The organism is Streptomyces sp. NPDC058335, from assembly GCF_042723915.1.
Classification (GTDB): Bacteria; Actinomycetota; Actinomycetes; order Streptomycetales; family Streptomycetaceae; genus Streptomyces.
In genome coordinates, this window is the sequence record NZ_JBHXHX010000015.1 from 50,255 (window position 1) to 70,180 (window position 19,926).

Sequence of the window (19,926 nt, forward strand, 5' to 3'; positions counted from 1 at the left end):
GCTTGCTCACGGAAGGCTCCTCGACGACCAGGACCCCTGGCCGCGCTCACTCGGAGAGAGTGCGAGGGGTCCGCGCTTGCCGCAGACCTTGCTGTCCACGGCCTGGTCCTCACCCGGGGCACCCCGCCACGGACGGAGGGTTGCCGGACAGTCGGCCGGGGCCTCATGACTGTCGCTCATGACCTGGTACAGCATCCTGCCATACGATCATCGACGCGCAAGGCGCGGTCCATTTCCTGAGACAGACGGAATGTGGACCGCGCCCCGCGTCGCACCGTGCCGCGCTCAGGCGTGGGTGGCCGCCGCCCAGCGGTCCAGCGTCCGCTTCGCCGCCCCCGAGTCCAGGGACTCCGCGGCCCTGGCCATGCCGGTCCGCAACTGCTCGGCGAGCGGCGCGCCGGTGGGCTCCAGGGCGACCAGGGCTGCCGCCGAGTTCAGCAGTACGGCGTCACGGACCGGGCCCGTCTCGCCGTCCAGCAGCCTGCGCGCCACCTCGGCGTTGTAGGCGGCGTCGGCGCCCCGCAGGGCCTCGACGGGGACCAGGTCGAGGCCGACGTCCCGCGGGTCGAAGGACTCCTCGGTCACCTTGCCGTCGCGCACCACCCAGACCCGGGAGGTGGAGGTCGTCGTCAGCTCGTCGAGGCCGTCGTCGCCGCGGAACACCAGCGAGGAGTTGCCGCGCTCGGCGAAGACACCCGCGACGATCGGCGCCATGCGCGGGTCCGCCACACCGACGGCCTGGGCGCGTACGCGGGCCGGGTTGGTCAGCGGGCCGAGGACGTTGAAGACCGTGCGGATGCCCAACTGGCCGCGGGCGGCGCCCGCGTGACGCAGCGCCGGATGGAACTTGATCGCGAAACAGAAGGTGATCCCGGCCTCCTCGGCGACCTCGGCCACCCGCTGCGGGGTCAGGTCGAGGCGGACGCCGAGCTTCTCCAGGACGTCCGAGGCGCCGGACGCGGAGGACGCGGCCCGGTTGCCGTGCTTGACGACCTTCACGCCGGTGCCGGCGACGACGATCGAGGACATCGTGGAGATGTTGACCGTCTTCGCGCCGTCGCCGCCCGTGCCGACGATGTCGACCGTCCGACCCGGCACCTCGATCACGTTGGCGTGCTCGTACATCGCGCGGACCAGCCCGTTGATCTCCTCGACGGTCTCGCCCTTGGCGCGCAGCGCCACCACGAACCCGGCGATCTGGGCGTCGGTCGCCTCGCCCCGCATGATCCGGTCCATCGCCCACGCGGTGGCGTCGGCGCTCTGGTCACGGCCGTACAGCAGGGCGTTCAGCACCTCGGGCCAGGAACGGTCCGCCGCGGTGTCGCCTCCGGCGGGGGTCACAGCGCTCATAAGCCGCTCCTGGGTCAGTGTGGTCCCGCTGCACGGGACGCGTCTCGTCTGGTCCACCCTATCCAGCCGCGGACAGGGCGAAGGGCCCCGTCCGTACACCGGACGGGGCCCTTCTCCGTTGCGTGGCGACGCAGCGATCAGTGGTGGCCGTGGCCGCTCGTGATCTCCTTGTACTCCTCGACGGTCGGCTTGGGAATCTGGCTCTCCTCGCCGTAGTACGCCTTGCTCAGCTTGACGCGGACCTTCTCGCCGCGCTTCACCTTGCGCTCGACGCCGTTCTCGTCGACCGTCGGGCCGATCTCGGCCGGCGCGTACTGCTCGTGCGAGGTGAGCGTGTAGAGCGCCTCCTGGCTGAGCGGCTCGTGCACCTCGATGAACTCACCGTGCGGCAGGCGCTTGATGGTGCCGGTCTCACGACCGTGCAGCACCTTGTCCTTGTCGCGGCGCTGGAGGCCGAGGCAGATCCGCTTGGTGACCACGAAGGCGATGACCGGTCCGGCGAAGAAACCGATCCGGACGAACCAGGTGACCGCGTTGATCGACAGATGGAAGTGGGTGGCGATGATGTCGTTGCCACCGCCGATCAGCATGATCATGTAGCCGGTGACCCAGGCGACACCGAAGGCCGTACGGGTCGGGGCGTTGCGCGGACGGTCCAGGATGTGGTGCTCGCGCTTGTCGCCGGTGACCCAGGACTCGATGAACGGGTACATGGCGATCATGCCGAGGAACACACCGAACAGCACCAGCGGGACGAACACGCCCATCACCAGCGTGTGGCCCCAGAAGTTGATCTCCCAGCCCGGCATGGCACGGATCAGACCCTCGGCGAAGCCCATGTACCAGTCGGGCTGGGCGCCGGTGGACACCTGGTCCGGACGGTAGGGGCCCAGCACCCAGATCGGGTTGATGGACGCGATGCCGGCGATGGCCGCGATGGCACCGAAGACCAGGAAGAAGAAACCTCCGGCCTTGGCCATGTAGACCGGCAGCAGCGGCATGCCGACGACGTTCTTGTTGGTGCGTCCGGGACCCGCGAACTGGGTGTGCTTGTGGTAGAAGACCAGGATCAGGTGGCCGACCACGAGCCCGAGCATGATGCCCGGCAGCAGCAGGATGTGGATCGAGTAGAACCGCGCGACGAAGTCGCCGCCCGGGAACTCCCCGCCGAACAGGAACATCGAGATGTACGTGCCCACGATCGGCACGGACAGGATCGCGCCCTGCGTGAAACGGACACCGGTGCCGGAGAGCAGGTCGTCAGGGAGCGAGTAGCCGGTGAAACCGGTGAACATGCCCAGGACGAACAGCAGGAAGCCGAACAGCCAGTTGATCTCGCGCGGCTTGCGGAAGGCGCCCGTGAAGAAGACGCGCATCATGTGCACGAACATGCCGGCGAGGAAGATGACCGCGGCCCAGTGGTGGATCTGCCGGATGAGCAGACCACCGCGCACATCGAAGGAGATGTGCATGGTCGAGTTGAAGGCCTCGGACATCAGCTGACCCTGGAGCGGGACATAGCTGCCGTGGTACTCCACCTCGTTCATCGACGGGTGGAAGAACAGCGTCAGATACACACCCGTGAGGATGATGATGATGAAGCTGTAGAGGCAGATCTCACCGAGCATGAAGGACCAGTGGTCCGGGAAGATCTTGCGCATGTTGGCCTTGGCCAGGGAGTAGATCCCCAGGCGGCCGTCGGCCCAGTCGGCGACCCGCTCGCCCGCGGGTGCCTTGCGGCGGTCGTCCTTGTTACTCATCCGCGCTCCCAGAAGGCAGGACCGACGGGCTCTTCGAAGTCGCCGAGCGCCTCGAGGTAGCCCTCGTCGTTCACGCCGATGCGCAGCTGCGGCAGGGCGTGACCGGCGGGACCGAAGATGACTCGGGCACCGTCGGACAGGTCGAAGGTGGACTGGTGGCAGGGGCACAGCACGTGGTGCGTCTGCTGTTCGTACAGGGAGATCGGGCAACCGACGTGGGTGCAGATCTTCGAGTACGCCACGATGCCCTCGTGCGACCACTCGAGCTCGCGCTTGTCCTTGATGTTGTCCGGCTGGATGCGGACGATCATCAGGGCGGCCTTGGCGATCTCGGTCTGGAAGTCGTGGTCGTGCTCCTCCAGGCCCTCGGGCTTGGCGAAGGTGAGGGAACCGACGGCGACGTCCGAGGGACGCAGCGGCTCGTTGGTGTTCATGTTCACGAGCAGCTTGCCCTTGGCCCACAGCGTGTGCCGCAGCTTGTCCTCGGGCAGCGGACCGAGGTCGCGCAGCAGGACCACACCGGAGAGCGGGAACAGGGCCAGCGCGCCGAACATCGTGTTGCGGATCAGCTTGCGGCGGCCCAGCGCGGACTCCCTGGCGCCGTCCCGGAAGTCGGCCATGACCTTGGCCTTGACCTCGGGCTCCGCCGCGATCGCGTGACGCTCGTCGGCGATCTCCACGTCGGACATCAGGGTGCGGGCCCAGTGGACCGCGCCCGCGCCGATGCAGAACAGGGCCGCGCCCAGGGTCATACCGAGCGCGAAGTTCAGCGCGCTGATGTGGCCGAGCGGGAAGATGAAGACCGACTTGTCGGGCGGGATCGCCACGTAGGCGGCGATGAAGCCGACGGTGGCCAGCATCGACAGCGTGAACAGGAACGCGACCGCACGCTCGGACCGCTTGGCGGCCCGCTCGTCGATGTCCTGGATCCGGTGCTCGTGCGGCGGCAGCCCGGGGTCGGCGAACGGGTGCTTCTCGTCCGCGACGCCTACGGCACCATGGGCATGGTCCTGCTCAGCGGGCAGGTTCTCTTCGGGAATGTCTTGGCTACTCATGACTTCTTGGCCTTTGCGGTCCGGGCGGCGACCCACACAGCGACAGCGATCAGTCCGCCGAGACCGACGATCCAGCCGAACAGGCCCTCGCTGACCGGACCGAGTCCGCCCAGCTCCGTGCCGCCGGGGCTCACGGTGTCGTCGCCGTTGACCGCGTCCAGGTACGCGATGATGTCCTTCTTGTTCTGCTCCGACAGCGTCGTGTCGGGGAAGGAAGGCATGTTCTGCGGGCCGGTCTGCATGGCCTCGTAGATGTGCTTCGGGTCCACGTCCTCGAGCGAAGGCGCGTACTTGCCCCGGGTCAGGGCGCCGCCCTTGCCGGTGAAGTTGTGGCACTGGGCGCAGTTCGTGCGGAACAGGTCACCGCCCTTGGCGATGTCCGCGCCCTCGGGACCGTACTGGGCCTCGGTCGGGACGGACGGGCCGGCGCCGAGCGAGGCGATGTACGCGGCGAGCTGGTCGATCTCGGCCTGCGTGTAGATGTTCTTCTTCTCCGGCACCTGGGCGCCCTGGGAGGTCGCGGCCGGCATACGTCCGGTGGAGACCTGGAAGTCGACGGCCGCGGCGCCGACGCCGACCAGGCTCGGACCGTCGGAACTGCCCTGACCGCCGGTGCCGTGGCAGCTGGCGCAGCCGACGGCGTAGAGCTTCTTGCCCTCGTCGATGGCGAGGGACTGGGCGGTTTCGTCTGCCTGCGCCTTGCTCGCGGGTGCGAACACGGCGTACAGCCCCCCGGTGCATGCCAGCGCGAGGAGTAGGACGACGAGCGCCGCCATCGGATGGCGTCGTCGTGCGGAGAGCTTTTTCACGGATTACCCCGGTGTCAGGATCTTCTGCGTCGATGCTTGCGGGATGGGTGCGGGATCGGGCCCGGCTACTTGATCAGGTAGATCGTGGCGAATAGGCCGATCCAGACGACATCGACGAAGTGCCAGTAGTAGGACACGACGATGGCCGCCGTCGCCTGCTCGTGTGTGAACCTCTTCGCCGCGTAGGTGCGGCCGAGGACGAACAGGAAGGCGATGAGGCCACCCGTCACGTGCAGGCCGTGGAACCCGGTGGTCAGGTAGAAGGCCGAGCCGTAGGGGTCGGAGGAGAGCGAGAGCCCGTCCTTCTTGACCAGCTCGGTGTACTCGTACACCTGACCGCCGATGAAGATCGCACCCATCACGAAGGTGACGATGAACCACATCCTGAGCTTCTTCACGTCACCGCGCTCGGCGGCGAAGACGCCGAGCTGGCAGGTGAGGGAGGAGAGCACCAGGATCGTGGTGTTCGTCGCGGAGAACGGGAGGTTCAGCGCGTGGGCCTTCTCGGACCAGAAGTCCGGACCCGTCACCGATCGCAGGGTGAAGTACATCGCGAAGAGGGCCGCGAAGAACATCAGCTCGGAACTCAGCCAGATGATGGTTCCGACGCTGGTGAGGTTCGGCCGGTTGACCGACGGGTGCGCGTGCCCGGTATCTACTGTCGTTGCTGTCGCCACGACCGACATTATGTCGGTCGCTTATCCCGCCCTCACTCCGGGGGGTGCCGTTCGGAGTGTTCACACGTCGTGTACTGCCCGTATGGCCCATCGCAGGCATGTTCCAACAGGTGTTGACGAGGTGTCCGGGGGAGTAGCATCCGCCCCATCGGTACCCGAAGTTCCACTCCAATGACGCGGAGGAACCATGCAGGCGACCGCCACGGTGCTGGTCTACAGCGACGACGCCAACACCAGGGAGCAGGTACGGCTGGCCGCCGGCCGCCGGCCGGCCCCGGACGCGCCCCTGGTCGAGCTCCTGGAGTGCGCGACGCCCGCCGCCGTGCTGACGGAGCTGGACAAGGGCGGGATCGACGTGTGTGTGCTGGACGGCGAGGCCGCGCCCATGGGCGGCATGGGGCTGTGCCGGCAGATCAAGGACGAGGTGTTCCGCTGCCCGCCGGTGCTGCTGCTCATCGGCCGGCCGCAGGACGCGTGGCTGGCCACGTGGAGCCGGGCGGAGGCGGCGGTGACCCTGCCGGTGGACCCGGTGGAGTTCGCGGAGGCCCTGGCGGCGATTCTGCGCCGCAGGAACCTGGTCGGCGCCTGAGGGGTCGGGTGCGGGGGTTTTCCGGCGGCTGCGGGCCGTCTGCGGCTCGTCGCGCCGCTCCGGCGCGCCTCTAGGGGGCACCGGAGCTACACGGCCGCCGGCTGGAGCCGTGGCGTGTCCTCCTGGGTCTTCTGCTTGCCGCCGGTCAGGGCGCTGCCCTCGCGCCACTTCTTCCAGTCCAGGTTCCAGTCGCCGAAGCCGTTGCCGAAGGTCTCCATCGTGTCGCCGTCGCTGTTGACGACCTGGACGATGTCGCCCTCGCGGACGTTGTCGAAGAACCACTCGGCGTTCGAGGTGCTCATGCCGACGCAGCCGTGGCTGACGTTGGCATAGCCCTGGGAACCGACGGACCAGGGGGCGGCGTGCACGTACTCGCCGCTCCAGGTGACGCGGGTGGCGTAGTAGACGGGCAGGTCGTACGACTCCGAGGAGCCCTCGGCGATGCCGACGGTGGTGCCGCGCATCCGTACGAAGTACTCCTTGCCGAGGACCACCTTGACGCCGTTGCGGGTCTCGAAGCCGGGCTTGCCCGTGGTGACGGGGATCTGCTTCACCTCTTCACCGTTGCGGTACAGCGTGAGGGAGTGCGAGGAGGCGTCGGTGACGGCGATGACGCGGTCCCCGATGGTGAGTTTGGCGTCCTTCGCCTTGCCGCCCCAGAGCCGGTCGCCGACCTTGATGCCGTCCAGGTTGCTGTGGACGCGGACCGTGGCGTGGGCGGGCCAGTAGTCCTTCGGGCGGTAGTGCAGCGTCTTGTCGTCCACCCAGTGCCAGCCGCCCTGCACGGCGGGCCTGGCCTCGACCTTCAGGGCACGTTCGACCACCGCGCGCTGGGCGGGGTCCTTGATCGGCTGGCTGAGTTCGGCGGTGACGGGCCGGCCGACGCCGTAGGTGCCCGCGCCGGGGCCGAAGGTGACGGTCAGCCGCTTCTTGGCGGTGGGCTTGCCGGTGTCGAAGGTGAGGACCCGGCGGCCGGGGGCGCCGTCCTCGTCCTCGGTGCTCACCCGGACCGTGTAGTGGGCATCGGCGGCCAGCGGCTCGGTGCTGTGCCAGCGACTGCCGTCGGCGGCGAGTTCGCCCGCCACGTAGCGGCCTGTGGCGTCCAGGGCGGTGACGTCGGTGATCCGTCCGTCGGAGTCCTCCGCCCTGACCTCCAGGGGCTTGTCCGGGTCGGCCTTCCTGGCGTCGCCGCCGGGGACGTTGAACGAGATCTGGTCCGTCGCGTCGTACGGACGTGAGGAGAGCGGGTTGCCGTCCGAGCCGCAGGCGGTTGCGCCCGCGACCAGGGCGGTCACCAGCAGCGTGCAGCTGACGACGGTGCCGGGGCGGGGTTCGTGGCTCATGACCTCACGCTAGGCAGCCGCGTCAACCATGGCGCGCTGGGTGACACGGACGGGCGATCCCGATTACGGCAAAAGCAGGAGCCCGGACGCTCCTGACGGAGTGTCCGGGCTCTGCCGCGCGCGTCGCGTGCTACTGGGTGCGGCTCTCACCGCGGTAGTACTCGAAGACCCAGCCCCACAGGCCGATGAGGATCAGCGGGGCGGAGAAGTAGAGCAGCCACCAGCCGACCGCGACCCCCAGGAAGGCGAGGGCTCCGCCGACGGCCAGGGAGAGCGGCTGCCAGCTGTGCGGGCTGAAGAAGCCCAGCTCGCCGGCGTCGTCCGCGACGTCCGCCTCCTTGTTGTCCTGCGCACCGGTGTCGACCCGCCTGGCGGTGAAGCCCAGGTAGAAGCCGATCATGATGCACAGGCCGAAGGCCAGGAAGAGGGCCGTCGTACCGGCCGGCTCCTTCGACCACACGCCGTAGACGACCGCCATGGCGAGGACGAAGACGCTCAGCCAGATGAACATCGTGCCCTGGATCTTCACTTGCCGGCCTCCTTGCTGCCCGCGATGGCGCCGGCGCCGTGACCGGCGTGCTCCAGCTGCTCGAGCGCTGCGATCTCCGGGTGGTGCAGGTCGAACGCCGGGGATTCACTGCGGATCCGCGGCAGGGTGAGGAAGTTGTGCCGCGGCGGCGGACAGGAGGTCGCCCACTCCAGGGAGCGGCCGTAGCCCCACGGGTCGTCGACGGCGACCGGCTTGCCGTACTTGGCGGTCTTCCACACGTTGTAGAAGAACGGCAGGACGGACAGGCCGAGTACGAACGAGCTGATCGTCGAGATCGTGTTCAGGGCGGTGAAGCCGTCGGCGGCCAGGTAGTCCGCGTAGCGGCGCGGCATGCCCTCGGCACCCAGCCAGTGCTGGACCAGGAACGTGCCGTGGAAGCCGATGAACAGCGTCCAGAAGGTGATCTTGCCGAGGCGCTCGTCGAGCATCTTGCCGGTCATCTTCGGCCACCAGAAGTGGAAGCCGGCGAACATCGCGAAGACGACGGTGCCGAAGACGACGTAGTGGAAGTGCGCCACCACGAAGTAGGAGTCCGACACGTGGAAGTCCATCGGCGGCGAGGCCAGGATGACGCCGGTCAGACCACCGAAGGTGAAGGTGATCAGGAAGCCGGTCGCCCAGAGCATCGGGGTCTCGAAACTCAGTGACCCCTTCCACATCGTTCCGATCCAGTTGAAGAACTTCACGCCCGTCGGCACGGCGATGAGGAACGTCATGAAGGAGAAGAACGGCAGCAGCACACCGCCGGTGACGTACATGTGGTGGGCCCACACCGTCACGGACAGGCCGGCGATCGAGATCGTCGCGGCGATCAGGCCCATGTAGCCGAACATCGGCTTGCGGGAGAAGACCGGGATGATCTCGCTGATGATGCCGAAGAAGGGCAAGGCGATGATGTACACCTCTGGATGGCCGAAGAACCAGAAGAGGTGTTGCCACAGCAACGCGCCGCCGTTGGAGGCGTCGAAGATGTGGGCGCCGAACTTGCGGTCCGCCTCCAGGGCGAACAGCGCGGCCGCGAGGACCGGGAAGGCCAGCAGGACCAGGACGGCGGTCAGCAGCACGTTCCACACGAAGATCGGCATGCGGAACATCGTCATGCCCGGTGCGCGCATGCAGATGATCGTGGTGATGAAGTTGACCGAGCCGAGGATGGTGCCGAAGCCGGAGAAGGCCAGACCCATGATCCACATGTCGGCGCCGATACCCGGGCTGCGGACCGCGTCCGACAGCGGGGAGTAGGCGAACCAGCCGAAGTCGGCCGCACCGTCCGGCGTGAGGAAGCCGCCGACGGCGATGAGCGAGCCGAACAGGTACAGCCAGTAGGCGAACATGTTCAGCCGCGGGAACGCGACGTCCGGCGCGCCGATCTGGAGCGGCATGATCCAGTTCGCGAAGCCGGCGAACAGCGGCGTCGCGAACATCAGCAGCATGATCGTGCCGTGCATCGTGAACGCCTGGTTGAACTGCTCGTTCGACATGATCTGCAGGCCCGGACGGGCCAGCTCGGCGCGCATGAAGAGCGCCATCACGCCACCGATGCAGAAGAACGCGAACGACGTCACGAGGTACAGCGTGCCGATCGTCTTGTGGTCCGTCGTGGTGAGCCACTTGACGACGACTTCGCCGCGGCGCTGGCGCCGGACCGGCAGCTCGTCCTCATAGTGGGACCCTGCTGCGGCGGCACCCTGGGGTTCGTTGAGGATGCTCACAGGATGTTCGACTCCCGGTTCTTCTCGGGGCTCGTCTGCTCGATGCCGGCCGGAACGTAACCGGTCTGCCCCTTCTTGGCGAGGTCCTTCAGGTGCTGCTCGTAACGCTCGGGGGAGACCACCTTCACGTTGAACAGCATCCGGGAGTGGTCGACGCCACACAGCTCGGCGCACTTGCCCAGGAAGGTGCCCTGCTTGTTGGGGGTCACCTGGAAGGCGTTGGTGTGGCCCGGGATGACGTCCTGCTTCATGAGGAACGGCACCACCCAGAAGGAGTGGATGACGTCCCGCGAGGTGAGGATGAAGCGGACCGTCTTGCCCTCGGGGAGCCAGAGGGTCGGGCCGGGGTTGTCGGTCTGCGAGTTCCGCTCACCGGGGGTGCCGCAGGTGTAGACACCGCCCGAGTCGGCCGGGAAGTCCTTCTTGTACCGGTCCGGGATCGCGGCCAGGTTCTTGTCGGACTTCGCGTCACCGGTGGAACCGTCGACGCTCTCGATGTAGTTGAAGCACCAGCTCCACTGGAAGCCGACCACGTTGACCGTGACGTCGGGCTTCTTCTCGAGGCTGAGCAGCTTCGATTCGTCGCGGGCCGTGAAGTAGAAGAGGACCGAGACGATGATGATCGGTACCACCGTGTACAAGGCCTCGATGGGCATGTTGTACCGGGTCTGCGGAGGTACCTCGACCTTGGTGCGGCTGCGCCGGTGGAAGAAAGCACTCCACAGGATCAGGCCCCACACCAGCACGCCGGTGGCCAGCGCGGCAGCCCATGACCCCTGCCACAGGGAGAGGATCCGCGGAGCCTCTTCCGTGGTGGGGGTGGGCATACCAAGGCGGGGGAAGTCCTCGTATGTGCAACCGGTTGCGGTCGCAAGGACCAGGCCCGCGGTCAGTGCCTGCAGCAGCTTCCGCCGCATCGGGCGCCGCGGCGAGCGGTCGGAGCCGTTGGGACTCACGTAGCGCCTTCCCGAGAGTCTCGCCCGCGCGGTCGGCTGCGGCCTTCTCGCTGGTAGGTCGCCGCCCTGCGTCGGGCAGGGGTTTGGATGTTTATGCGGACCAAACCCTACTGGACGCGTTTTGGGGTCGCGCGGGGAGGGGTGGGCAACGCGCCGGGGGTCATGCCCAGGGGTGGGAGGAGGCGCCTAATCGCTCGGGGATGCGGCTTGTTGGGCATGTGCGGACGGGTTTGTGGCTGGTCGCGCAGTTCCCCGGGCCGCCGTCCGGCTCCCCCGCGTTCTACCGTTGCCGTGTGTCCTACTTCGATGCCGCCTCCGCCGCCCCGCTCCATCCCGTGGCCCGTCAGGCCCTGTTGGCCTCGCTCGACGAGGGCTGGGCCGATCCGGCACGGCTCTACCGGGAGGGCCGCCGGGCCCGGATGCTGCTCGACGCGTCCCGTGAGGCCGCGGCGGAGGCGGTGGGATGCCGGCCCGACGAGCTGGTGTTCACTCCGTCCGGGACACGAGCCGTGCACAGCGGTGTCGCGGGCGCGCTGACGGGTCGGCGGCGCGCCGGACGCCACCTGATCGTGTCAGCGGTCGAACACTCCTCCGTGCTCCATTCGGCCGAGGTGTTCGAGTCGGAGGGCGGGACGGTGACACAGGTGCCGGTGCTGCGGTCCGGCGCGGTGACCGTCGAGTCGTACGCCGGGGCCCTGCGGTCCGACACCGCGCTCGCCTGCCTCCAGTCGGCCAACCACGAGGTGGGGACCGAGCAGCCGGTGGCGGAGGTGGCCGAGGCCTGCCGGGAGGCGGGGGTTCCGCTGTTCGTCGACGCGGCGCAGTCGCTGGGGTGGGGGCCGGTGGAGGGGCCCTGGTCGCTGCTGGCGGCGAGCGCGCACAAATGGGGCGGGCCGTCGGGGGTGGGGCTGCTCGTGGTGCGCAAGGGCGTCCGGTTCGCTCCCCAAGGGCCGTCCGACGAACGGGAGTCGGGGCGGGCGGCCGGCTTCGAGAACATCCCGGCGATCGTGGCCGCCGTGGCGTCGCTGCGGGCGGTACGGGCGGAGGCGGCGGCCGAGACCGAGCGGCTGCGGGAGCTGACCGGGCGGATCCGGGCCGGGGTGGCACGGTCCGTGCCGGATGTGGAGGTGGTGGGTGACGCGGAGCGGCGGCTGCCCGGGATCGTCACCTTCTCCTGTCTCTATGTCGACGGGGAGACTCTGCTGCACGAGCTGGACCGTGAGGGTTTCTCCGTCTCGTCCGGTTCGTCCTGCACGAGCAGCACGCTCACGCCGAGCCATGTGCTCAAGGCGATGGGGGTGCTGAGCGAGGGGAACGTGCGGGTGTCGCTGCCGCCGGGGACGGCCGAGGAGGACGTGGAGCGGTTCCTCGCCGTGCTGCCGGGTGCGGTGGCGGGTGTCCGGGAGAAGCTCGGGGCGCCCACGCCCACGCCCCCGGCGGTCACCGGGGAGGACGAGCTGCTCGTGGACTCTCTCGGCAAGCTCTGCCCGATCCCCGTCATCGAGCTGGCGAAGGTCATCGGGCGGGTGCCGGTCGGCGGCACGGTGCGGGTCCTGTCCGACGACGAGGCTGCCCGGCTGGACATTCCCGCGTGGTGCCAGATGCGGGGGCAGGAGTACGTCGGTGAGGAGCCGGCGGACCGGGGCTCGGCCTATCTGGTCCGCCGGCTTCTCTGAGTCAGCTCAGGTGCTTCTGGACCTCGGCGGCGGCCTCGTCGCCGTACGCCTTCGCGAAGCGGTCCATGAAGTGGGCGCGGCGGAGCTGGTACTCCTGGGTGCCGATGGTCTCGATGACCAGGGTGGCGACCATGCAGCCGATCTGGGCGGCGCGCTCCAGGGAGACGCCCCAGGCCAGGCCGGAGAGGAAACCCGCCCGGAAGGCGTCGCCGACGCCGGTGGGCTCGGCCTTGCGCTCCTCCTGCGGGCAGCCGACCTCGATCGGGTCCTCGCCGGCCCGCTCGATGCGCACGCCCCGCGCGCCGAGGGTGGTGACGCGGTGGCCGACCTTGCCGAGGATCTCCTCGTCGCTCCAGCCGGTCTTGGACTCGATGAGGCCCTTCTCGTACTCGTTGGAGAAGAGGTACGTCGCCCCGTCCAGCAGGATGCGGATCTCCTCGCCGCCCATGCGGGCGATCTGCTGCGAGAAGTCGGCGGCGAAGGGGATGTTCCGGGAACGGCACTCCTCCGTGTGGCGGAGCATCGCCTCGGGGTCGTCGGCGCCGATCAGGACCAGGTCGAGACCGCCGACGCGGTCGGCGACGGTCTTCAGCTCGATGAGGCGGGCCTCGCTCATCGCGCCCGTGTAGAACGAGCCGATCTGGTTGTGGTCGGAGTCGGTGGTGCACACGAAACGGGCCGTGTGCAGGGTCTCGGAGATGCGGACCGAGGCGGTGTCGACGCCGTGCCGGTCCAGCCAGGCCCGGTACTCGTCGAAGTCGGAGCCGGCGGCGCCGACCAGGACGGGCCTCGTGCCGAGCTGCCCCATACCGAAGGCGATGTTCGCGCCCACCCCGCCGCGCCGTACGTCCAGCTTGTCGACCAGGAAGGAGAGCGAGACCGTGTGGAGCTGGTCCGCGACGAGCTGGTCGGCGAAGCGGCCGGGGAACGTCATGAGGTGGTCGGTTGCGATGGAGCCGGTGACTGCGATGCGCACGGCGTGGACTCTCCTGTGGGAGGTGGATTGACAGTTCACGCTATCCGGTCCGCCGCCGCCATTGAAGCGGAGGAAACTACCCGATAGTAGATCTTTCTTCGCGGGCTCGACCTGCATACGGTGCGGTGTATGACAAACCTCAAGGTCCCCGCGCCCGCTCCGGCCGACCTCGAAGGCGACCTGGCGTCGCTGCGGGGCGACTGCGCGCGGATGGCTCCGCACTGGACCGCACCGGAGAAGAGCGTGGCGCGTCCCGTGCCTCTGTCCCTGATCCACGGCGTGACCGTCCCGGCGGCCTCGGCCCGGCTGCTGGAGGCGATGCCGGAGTACGGCAACTAGCGCGAGGCCCCCACGGGCTTTCGCGCGGCCTTTCTTTCGGCCGGGGCGCCCGTAGGGGAACCGTGCGCTCCCCCGCTGCGTCCCATCGCTGTCCCCCGTAAAGGGGATGTCAGGTACGACAGCAGCGCAGCCGAAGGAGCGATGCGGTGAACACCGAGCGACCCGACAACGACGACGCCGCACGCGGGCCGAAGGACGGACGGACACCGGAGGACCGGGGTACGCCCGAGGACCGGGACGCCCCGGAGGCCGCGCGGGCGGCGGACGCCACGGTCGAGGAGACCGGGGAGGCCGACGGCGCCGAGGCGAGTGGGCCCCGGACGGCCGAGGCGGCCCGGCCTGCCGCCGGGGCCGGGCGGGAGCCCGGCCCGGAGGAGCCCGCCGATGCCCCCGGCACGGCGCCGGAAGCGGAAGCGGAGAAGCCCGCCGAGGCACCCCTCGCCGCGTCCGAGGAGGACGCCGAGGCCGACGTCCTCGGGCGCTCCTCCGCCGAGGGCAGCCCTCCCGGCGACGGCTCCCCCGACGGCGGCCGGCGGCGGTCCTCCGTGCTTGTCGCCTCTGTCGCCGCCGCTGTGCTGGTCGTCGGTGGGGGCGGGGCCTATCTCGCCGCCAGTGCGGGCGGTGCGGCCGACGGCAGCGCCGGGACGCCCTCCTCGGGGGGTGGCACTCCCCCGGCGCTCGTGCTGGACGACTACGCGCCGGCGTCCGCCGGGGGCAACGGCATCGCGCCCGGCGAGCCGAACCCGTACGGGGTGACCTACCGGGCCGACGGCGCTCTCCCCGACGGTCCGGCCTCGGCGTCCGTGTACTGGGCGAAGGGCGAGGTCACGCGGGCCGAGGTGGCCCGACTGGCGGGCGCGCTGGGGGTCGAGGGGACTCCGGTGACCGAGGGCCAGGCCTGGAGGGTCGGTTCCGGGAAGGACGGGTCCGGGCCGGTGCTCCGGGTGGAGAAGGGGGCGCCGGGTCTGTGGACGTTCAGCCGGTACGCCCCCGGCACCGACGACTGCAAGAGCGGCTCCACCGTCTGCACACCGGAGGCCACGGCCTCGTCCGTCGACCCGGTGAGCGAGGCGGCCGCGAAGAAGGCGGCGGCGCCGGTCCTGAAGGCGGTCGGGCAGGACGACGCCAAGATCGACGCGAGCCAGGTCATGGGCGCGCAGCGGATCGTGAACGCCGACGCCGAGGTCGACGGCCTGCCGACCTACGGCTGGACGACCGGCGTCACCGTCAGCGCCCAGGGCGAGATCGTCGGCGGCAGCGGCCAGGTGAAGGCGCCTGCCGAGGGAGAGACGTATCCCGTGCTGGGCGCGCAGGAGACGCTGGACCGGATGAACGCGGCGCCGGGGACCGACCAGCGTACGGGCATCGGCGGCTGCGCCACGCCCGTGCCGGCGAAGGACCGGCTGGAGAGCCCCTGCGAGGCGTCGACCGGCGTGCCGCAGAAGGAGACGCTCACGGTCGAGGACGCGGTGTTCGGGCTCGCCCCGCACGCCTCGGGCGGCCGGCAGGTGCTGGTGCCGTCCTGGCTGTTCTCGGTGCGCGCGACCGGGGCCGGGGACGACTACACGGTGACGCATCCGGCGGTCGAGCCGGAGTTCCTGAGCGCGCCCCCGGCGGCCACGCCGTCCGAGGCGCCGACCTCCGGGACGGAGACCCGTGAGGTGACGGTCGAGGGCTACACGGCCGAGGGCCGCGAGCTGGTCGTCGGTTTCACGGGCGGGGTGTGCTCCGACTACACGGCGAAGGCGGTGGAGAGCGAGGGCCAGGTGAAGGTCACCGTGACCGAGAAGCCGTGGCCGGACGCGATCTGCATCAAGATCGCCAAGTTCTTCCACCGGACCGTGCAGCTGGACGAGCCGCTCGGGGACCGGAAGGTCGTCGGGTCGGACGGCGAGCAGGTTCCGCTGGAGAAGCCGGGGGCGCGGCTGCCCCGGTAGGTCCGGACATACGGAAGGCGGCGGCCCCTCGGAGGGGGCCGCCGCCTTCCGTATGCCGTGCGGACGGCTTAGCTGAAGGAGTCACCGCAGGCGCAGGAGCCCGTCGCGTTCGGGTTGTCGATCGTGAAGCCCTGCTTCTCGATGGTGTCCACGAAGTCGATGGACGCGCCGCCCAGGTACGGGGCGCTCATGCGGTCGGTGACGACCTTGACACCATCGAAGTCCTTGACCACGTCACCGTCGAGGGAACGCTCGTCGAAGAAGAGCTGGTAGCGCAGGCCGGAGCAGCCACCGGGCTGGACGGCGACACGCAGGGCCAGGTCCTCGCGGCCTTCCTGGTCGAGCAGGGTCTTGACCTTCGCCGCGGCGGCGTCGGACAGGATGATGCCGTCGGTGACGGTGCTGGTCTCGTCCGATACGGACATCTACATCTCTCCCGGGTTGTACGGAGACTGCTTGCCGACGGTTTCAACCGGCGGGGCCGCGGATTCATTCCACGGGCCGGGCAACTTCTCTTCGCCCGTTCCTTCATGCTCGCACACCCACGCGGCAGCGAACAGCGGCCCTGGGCGCCCTGTGGACAAGCCGGAGCGGCGGCACCGGGATTCATGTCACATCGACGCAATGACCATCGTCAAAGTGACATGAAGCAGGTTATGATAGATAACGTCAGATCGACGAAAAGTAGAAAGGGTGCGTGCCGTGACCACCGCCCAGACCACGGAGCTCGACGTACAGCCGAGCCCCCTCGCCCTGTTGCTGCTCGGCCGTGAGGCCGACCCGAGGAGTGAGCGGGGCGTCGAGTGTCCCGGCGACCTGCCCTCGCCGTCCGACCCGGACCTGGTGGAGCGGGCCCGCGCCGCCAAGGAGAAGCTCGGTGACAAGGTCTTCGTCCTCGGGCACCACTACCAGCGCGACGAGGTCATCCAGTTCGCCGACGTCACGGGCGACTCCTTCAAGCTGGCCCGGGACGCGGCCGCCCGCCCGGAGGCCGAGTACATCGTGTTCTGCGGTGTGCACTTCATGGCCGAGTCCGCGGACATCCTGACGTCCGACGACCAGAAGGTGGTCCTGCCCGACCTGGCGGCCGGCTGCTCGATGGCCGACATGGCGACGGCCGAGCAGGTCGCCGAGTGCTGGGACGTGCTGACCGAGGCCGGCATAGCCGAGCAGGTCGTGCCCGTCTCGTACATGAACTCCTCCGCGGACATCAAGGCGTTCACGGGCAAGCACGGCGGCACGATCTGCACCTCGTCCAATGCGAAGAAGGCCCTGGAGTGGGCCTTCGAGCAGGGCGAGAAGGTCCTCTTCCTCCCCGACCAGCACCTGGGCCGCAACACCGCGGTGCGGGACATGGGCATGACGCTGGAGGACTGCGTCCTGTACAACCCGCACAAGCCGAACGGCGGTCTGACCGCTCAGCAGCTGCGCGACGCGAAGATGATCCTGTGGCGGGGCCACTGCTCGGTGCACGGCCGCTTCAGCCTGGAGTCGGTGGAGGACGTACGCGCCCGCATCCCCGGCGTGAACGTGCTGGTCCACCCCGAGTGCCGGCACGAGGTCGTGGCAGCGGCGGACCACGTCGGCTCGACCGAGTACATCATCAAGGCCCTGGAGGCCGCGCCCGCCGGTTCCAAGTGGGCCATCGGCACGGAGCTGAACCTGGTCCGCCGGCTGGCGAACCGTTTCGCGCCCGAGGGCAAGGAGATCGTCTTCCTCGACAAGACGGTCTGCTTCTGCTCGACCATGAACCGCATCGACCTGCCGCACCTGGTCTGGACCCTGGAGTCCCTGGCCGAGGGCAAGCTGGTCAACCGCATCGAGGTCGACAAGGAGACCGAGGCGTTCGCGAAGCTGGCGCTGGAGCGGATGCTGGCACTGCCGTAACCGGACCCCGCGGGCCCCGGATCACCCCGACAGCGGCTCCTGGTCGGGGTGGCCCGGGTCCAGCGTGAAGACGGTCCCGTCGGGGGTGAGCACCACCAGGGCGCCCTCGTCGAGGAACACCCGTGCCGTGGAGTACCCGAACTCGACGACCTGCTCGGCCCGCGCGGCGGACTCCCACAGGAGGCTGCCCGTCCCGATGTCGAGAGCGGCGACCCGTCCGGAGGCGCTGGCCGCGAACACCGCCCGCCCCTGCCCGTCCGCGACGGGTGTCCCCGGCTGCTGAAGGGTCGTCGAGGTCTGCCACAGCTGCTCGCCCGTCTCGGGCGAGTGGGCGGCCAACTGCCCTCGGGAGGAGGCGAAGCAGAGGACTCCGCCCACCAGCGCCGGCCTGCCGCGCGGGCCGCCCGGCAGCCTCTTCTTCCGTACGGTTCCGGTGTCCGGGTCGATCAGCAGGACCTCGCCGTACGCCGACTCCTGGGGGTTGCGGGCGTCCCGCGACACCTGCATCAGGAAGGCCAGGTCACCGTCGACGGCGCCGACGTACATGGAGTCGCCGTCCGGCACGCTCACCTTCCGGGTCGAACCGTCGGCCGGGTCGACGGCGTAGAACACGGTGCGCGTCGGTGTACCCGCGTCGGTGCAGCCCGCGTACGGGACGCTGTCGACGTCGTAGAACTGGCAGCCGTAGCTGGACGCGGCGGGCAGGGTGGCCGTCCAGAGCGCGGTGCCCCCGATCGGGTCGCGGGCGGTCACCCGGTTGCCGTCCGGGGTCATCAGCAGATCTCCCACGAGAGCGGCGGTGAGGCCGGTCGTGCTCATCAGGTGCGACCAGAGCCGCTCGCCGGTGAGGGAGTCGAGGGCGACGACGCTGGAGGTCGTGTCGTCGCCCGCGCTGTTGAGAGCCGACTGCGTGACCAGCAGCACACCGTCGCGCACCCCGAGGACGCTGCTCCCGTACCCCTCCTCCCCCAGGGAGGGCAGCCTGTCGGCCCGCCAGGCGAGCCGGCCCGTCGTCCCGTCGACCCGGACCGGGAGGACCCCGCTGCCCCCGCAGTAGAGGGCGCCCTTGCCCATCTCGCAGGACGGGGAGTTGCCGGAGGACGCTCCCGAGCCGGCCAGCGGCTTCGTCACCCCGCTCGCGGCGGTCCCGAACACCGAGGTCCGCCAGGGCTCCCAGCCGTCGGGCAGGGGGGCCCAGCCGGGGGAGTCGGAGCCGGTGACGTCCGACGCCGAGTCGTTGCCCCCGAAGGGGTCGAAGAGGAGATACCCGGTGAGCGTCACGGCCAGGATGCCCGCCACCCCGGCCAGGACCGGCCACCGGCGCAGCCAGGAGCGTCGGCCCGGCCGGGGCACGGCGGCGGGCCTGCCGGGTTCGTCGCTCGCCACGGACCGGGGCGGCAGCCGCAGGGTCACCGTCTCCTCGCCCGCCGCGGGTTCGGGCAGCGCCCGTGCCAAATCCTCGGCCAGCTCGTCGAGTCCGGGCCGGTCGGCGGTGTCCTTCGCCAGGCAGCGGGACAGGACCGCGCGCAGCGGCTCGGCCACCGCGTCCACCGCCGGTTCCTCGTGCAGCACCCGCCACGCCGTCAGGTAGGGGCTGTCCGCGTCGAAGGGCCCGCGGCCGGTCGCGGCGAACACCAGCAGCGCGCCGAGGGAGAAGACGTCCGAGGCCGGGCCGACCGACCGGGCGTCCTTGAACTGTTCCGGGGACATGAAGGGCGGGGTGCCGATCGCGTGGCCGGTCTCGGTGAGGGTCTGGTTCTCGGTGGCGCGGGAGATGCCGAAGTCGATGACCCGGGGGCCGTCCTCGGCCATCAGGACGTTGGAGGGCTTCAGGTCACGGTGCACGACCCCGGCCCGGTGGATGTCCCGCAGCGCCTCCACCAGCCCGAGGGTCAGCTGCCTCAGTTCCGTCCCCCTCAGCGGGCCGGCGTCGCGGATCCGGGCCGAGAGCGCGGCACCGGGCACGTACTGGGTGGCCATCCAGGGCCGGACGGCCTCCGGATCGGCGTCCACGACCGGGGCGGTGAAGGCCCCGCTCACCCTGCGGACGGCCTCGATCTCCTGGCGGAAGCGGGCCCGGAAGACCTTGTCCTGCGCGTACTGGGCGTGCACCACCTTGACGGCGACCTCACGCCCGGACCGGGACCGGCCCAGGTAGACGACGCCCATGCCCCCGGATCCGATCCGGTCCACGATCCGGTATCCACCGAGCGCCTTCGGGTCGTCCTTGTGCAGTGGCACCGCCCCGATCCCCTTCCCCCGTCGAGCAGTTCGAGTTCACAGGATAGGGAACCCGTACGGGGGAAGGGG

17 protein-coding genes and 1 riboswitch are annotated in these 19,926 nt (G+C 69.7%); of the genes, 5 read left to right on the forward strand and 12 right to left on the reverse strand.

Annotation, left to right across the window (positions count from 1 at the left end):
* Positions 1-67: 67 nt before the first annotated feature.
* Positions 68-184: riboswitch (SAM riboswitch) on the reverse strand.
* Between the two features lie 101 nt (positions 185-285).
* The 5 genes from trpD to ACFWJX_RS27430 form a co-directional block, all read right to left on the reverse strand.
* Entirely contained in the window at positions 286-1,350 is a 1,065-nt protein-coding gene (gene trpD, locus ACFWJX_RS27410) for an anthranilate phosphoribosyltransferase (RefSeq protein ID WP_383248321.1), read from the reverse strand.
* Positions 1,351-1,487: 137 nt separating this feature from the next.
* Entirely contained in the window at positions 1,488-3,110 is a 1,623-nt protein-coding gene (locus ACFWJX_RS27415; protein ID WP_383248323.1) for a cytochrome bc complex cytochrome b subunit, read from the reverse strand.
* Positions 3,107-4,165: a Rieske 2Fe-2S domain-containing protein gene (locus ACFWJX_RS27420; RefSeq protein WP_383248325.1), complete on the reverse strand. Its 1,059-nt coding sequence runs from the start codon at positions 4,163-4,165 to the stop codon at positions 3,107-3,109. Before ACFWJX_RS27420 ends, ACFWJX_RS27415 begins: the two co-directional genes overlap by 4 nt.
* Positions 4,162-4,974 (reverse strand): c-type cytochrome, encoded by an 813-nt coding sequence (locus ACFWJX_RS27425; protein WP_383248327.1) that lies wholly within the window; start codon positions 4,972-4,974, stop codon positions 4,162-4,164. The genes ACFWJX_RS27420 and ACFWJX_RS27425 overlap by 4 nt, the downstream gene beginning before the upstream one ends.
* 65 nt (positions 4,975-5,039) lie before the next feature.
* Positions 5,040-5,660 (reverse strand): heme-copper oxidase subunit III, encoded by a 621-nt coding sequence (locus tag ACFWJX_RS27430; RefSeq protein ID WP_073491889.1) that lies wholly within the window; start codon positions 5,658-5,660, stop codon positions 5,040-5,042.
* A 178-nt stretch (positions 5,661-5,838) separates the two neighbouring features.
* Between ACFWJX_RS27430 and ACFWJX_RS27435 the strand changes: the two genes are divergently transcribed.
* Complete coding sequence (locus ACFWJX_RS27435) at positions 5,839-6,240, forward strand: hypothetical protein (RefSeq protein WP_383248329.1); 402 nt, start codon at positions 5,839-5,841, stop codon at positions 6,238-6,240.
* A gap of 86 nt (positions 6,241-6,326) precedes the next feature.
* Here ACFWJX_RS27435 and ACFWJX_RS27440 read toward each other — a convergent pair whose 3' ends face one another.
* The 4 genes from ACFWJX_RS27440 to coxB all read right to left on the reverse strand — a co-directional run bounded on the left by ACFWJX_RS27440 (position 6,327) and on the right by coxB (position 10,801).
* The gene (locus ACFWJX_RS27440; RefSeq protein WP_383248331.1) at positions 6,327-7,583 is read right to left on the reverse strand and encodes an Ig-like domain-containing protein; all 1,257 of its coding nucleotides are present in this window, start codon (positions 7,581-7,583) and stop codon (positions 6,327-6,329) included.
* A gap of 130 nt (positions 7,584-7,713) precedes the next feature.
* Positions 7,714-8,112, reverse strand: coding sequence for a cytochrome c oxidase subunit 4 (locus ACFWJX_RS27445; RefSeq protein WP_383248333.1), 399 nt, complete (start codon positions 8,110-8,112; stop codon positions 7,714-7,716).
* Positions 8,109-9,845 (reverse strand): cytochrome c oxidase subunit I, encoded by a 1,737-nt coding sequence (ctaD, locus tag ACFWJX_RS27450; protein ID WP_073491893.1) that lies wholly within the window; start codon positions 9,843-9,845, stop codon positions 8,109-8,111. The genes ACFWJX_RS27445 and ctaD overlap by 4 nt, the downstream gene beginning before the upstream one ends.
* Positions 9,842-10,801, reverse strand: coding sequence for a cytochrome c oxidase subunit II (coxB, locus tag ACFWJX_RS27455; protein ID WP_383248335.1), 960 nt, complete (start codon positions 10,799-10,801; stop codon positions 9,842-9,844). The genes ctaD and coxB overlap by 4 nt, the downstream gene beginning before the upstream one ends.
* A gap of 293 nt (positions 10,802-11,094) precedes the next feature.
* On the opposite strand from coxB, the gene ACFWJX_RS27460 reads away from it, so the two are divergent.
* Complete coding sequence (locus ACFWJX_RS27460; RefSeq protein ID WP_383248337.1) at positions 11,095-12,477, forward strand: cysteine desulfurase/sulfurtransferase TusA family protein; 1,383 nt, start codon at positions 11,095-11,097, stop codon at positions 12,475-12,477.
* A gap of 1 nt (position 12,478) precedes the next feature.
* Here ACFWJX_RS27460 and ACFWJX_RS27465 read toward each other — a convergent pair whose 3' ends face one another.
* Entirely contained in the window at positions 12,479-13,453 is a 975-nt protein-coding gene (locus ACFWJX_RS27465) for a carbohydrate kinase family protein (RefSeq protein ID WP_383248339.1), read from the reverse strand.
* A 129-nt stretch (positions 13,454-13,582) separates the two neighbouring features.
* Between ACFWJX_RS27465 and ACFWJX_RS27470 the strand changes: the two genes are divergently transcribed.
* Both ACFWJX_RS27470 and ACFWJX_RS27475 read left to right on the forward strand, forming a co-directional pair.
* The gene (locus tag ACFWJX_RS27470; RefSeq protein ID WP_383248341.1) at positions 13,583-13,792 is read left to right on the forward strand and encodes a hypothetical protein; all 210 of its coding nucleotides are present in this window, start codon (positions 13,583-13,585) and stop codon (positions 13,790-13,792) included.
* A 146-nt stretch (positions 13,793-13,938) separates the two neighbouring features.
* Entirely contained in the window at positions 13,939-15,729 is a 1,791-nt protein-coding gene (locus ACFWJX_RS27475) for a hypothetical protein (protein ID WP_383248343.1), read from the forward strand.
* Positions 15,730-15,797: 68 nt separating this feature from the next.
* Here the strand turns inward: ACFWJX_RS27475 and erpA are convergent, their stop codons facing one another.
* A complete protein-coding gene (gene erpA / locus ACFWJX_RS27480; RefSeq protein ID WP_073497023.1) occupies positions 15,798-16,154 on the reverse strand; it encodes an iron-sulfur cluster insertion protein ErpA in 357 nt (118 codons plus the stop codon).
* Between the two features lie 277 nt (positions 16,155-16,431).
* Between erpA and nadA the strand changes: the two genes are divergently transcribed.
* Complete coding sequence (nadA, locus tag ACFWJX_RS27485; protein WP_383248345.1) at positions 16,432-17,616, forward strand: quinolinate synthase NadA; 1,185 nt, start codon at positions 16,432-16,434, stop codon at positions 17,614-17,616.
* A gap of 21 nt (positions 17,617-17,637) precedes the next feature.
* Here the strand turns inward: nadA and ACFWJX_RS27490 are convergent, their stop codons facing one another.
* Entirely contained in the window at positions 17,638-19,857 is a 2,220-nt protein-coding gene (locus ACFWJX_RS27490) for a PQQ-binding-like beta-propeller repeat protein (RefSeq protein ID WP_383248347.1), read from the reverse strand.
* Positions 19,858-19,926 lie beyond the last annotated feature (69 nt).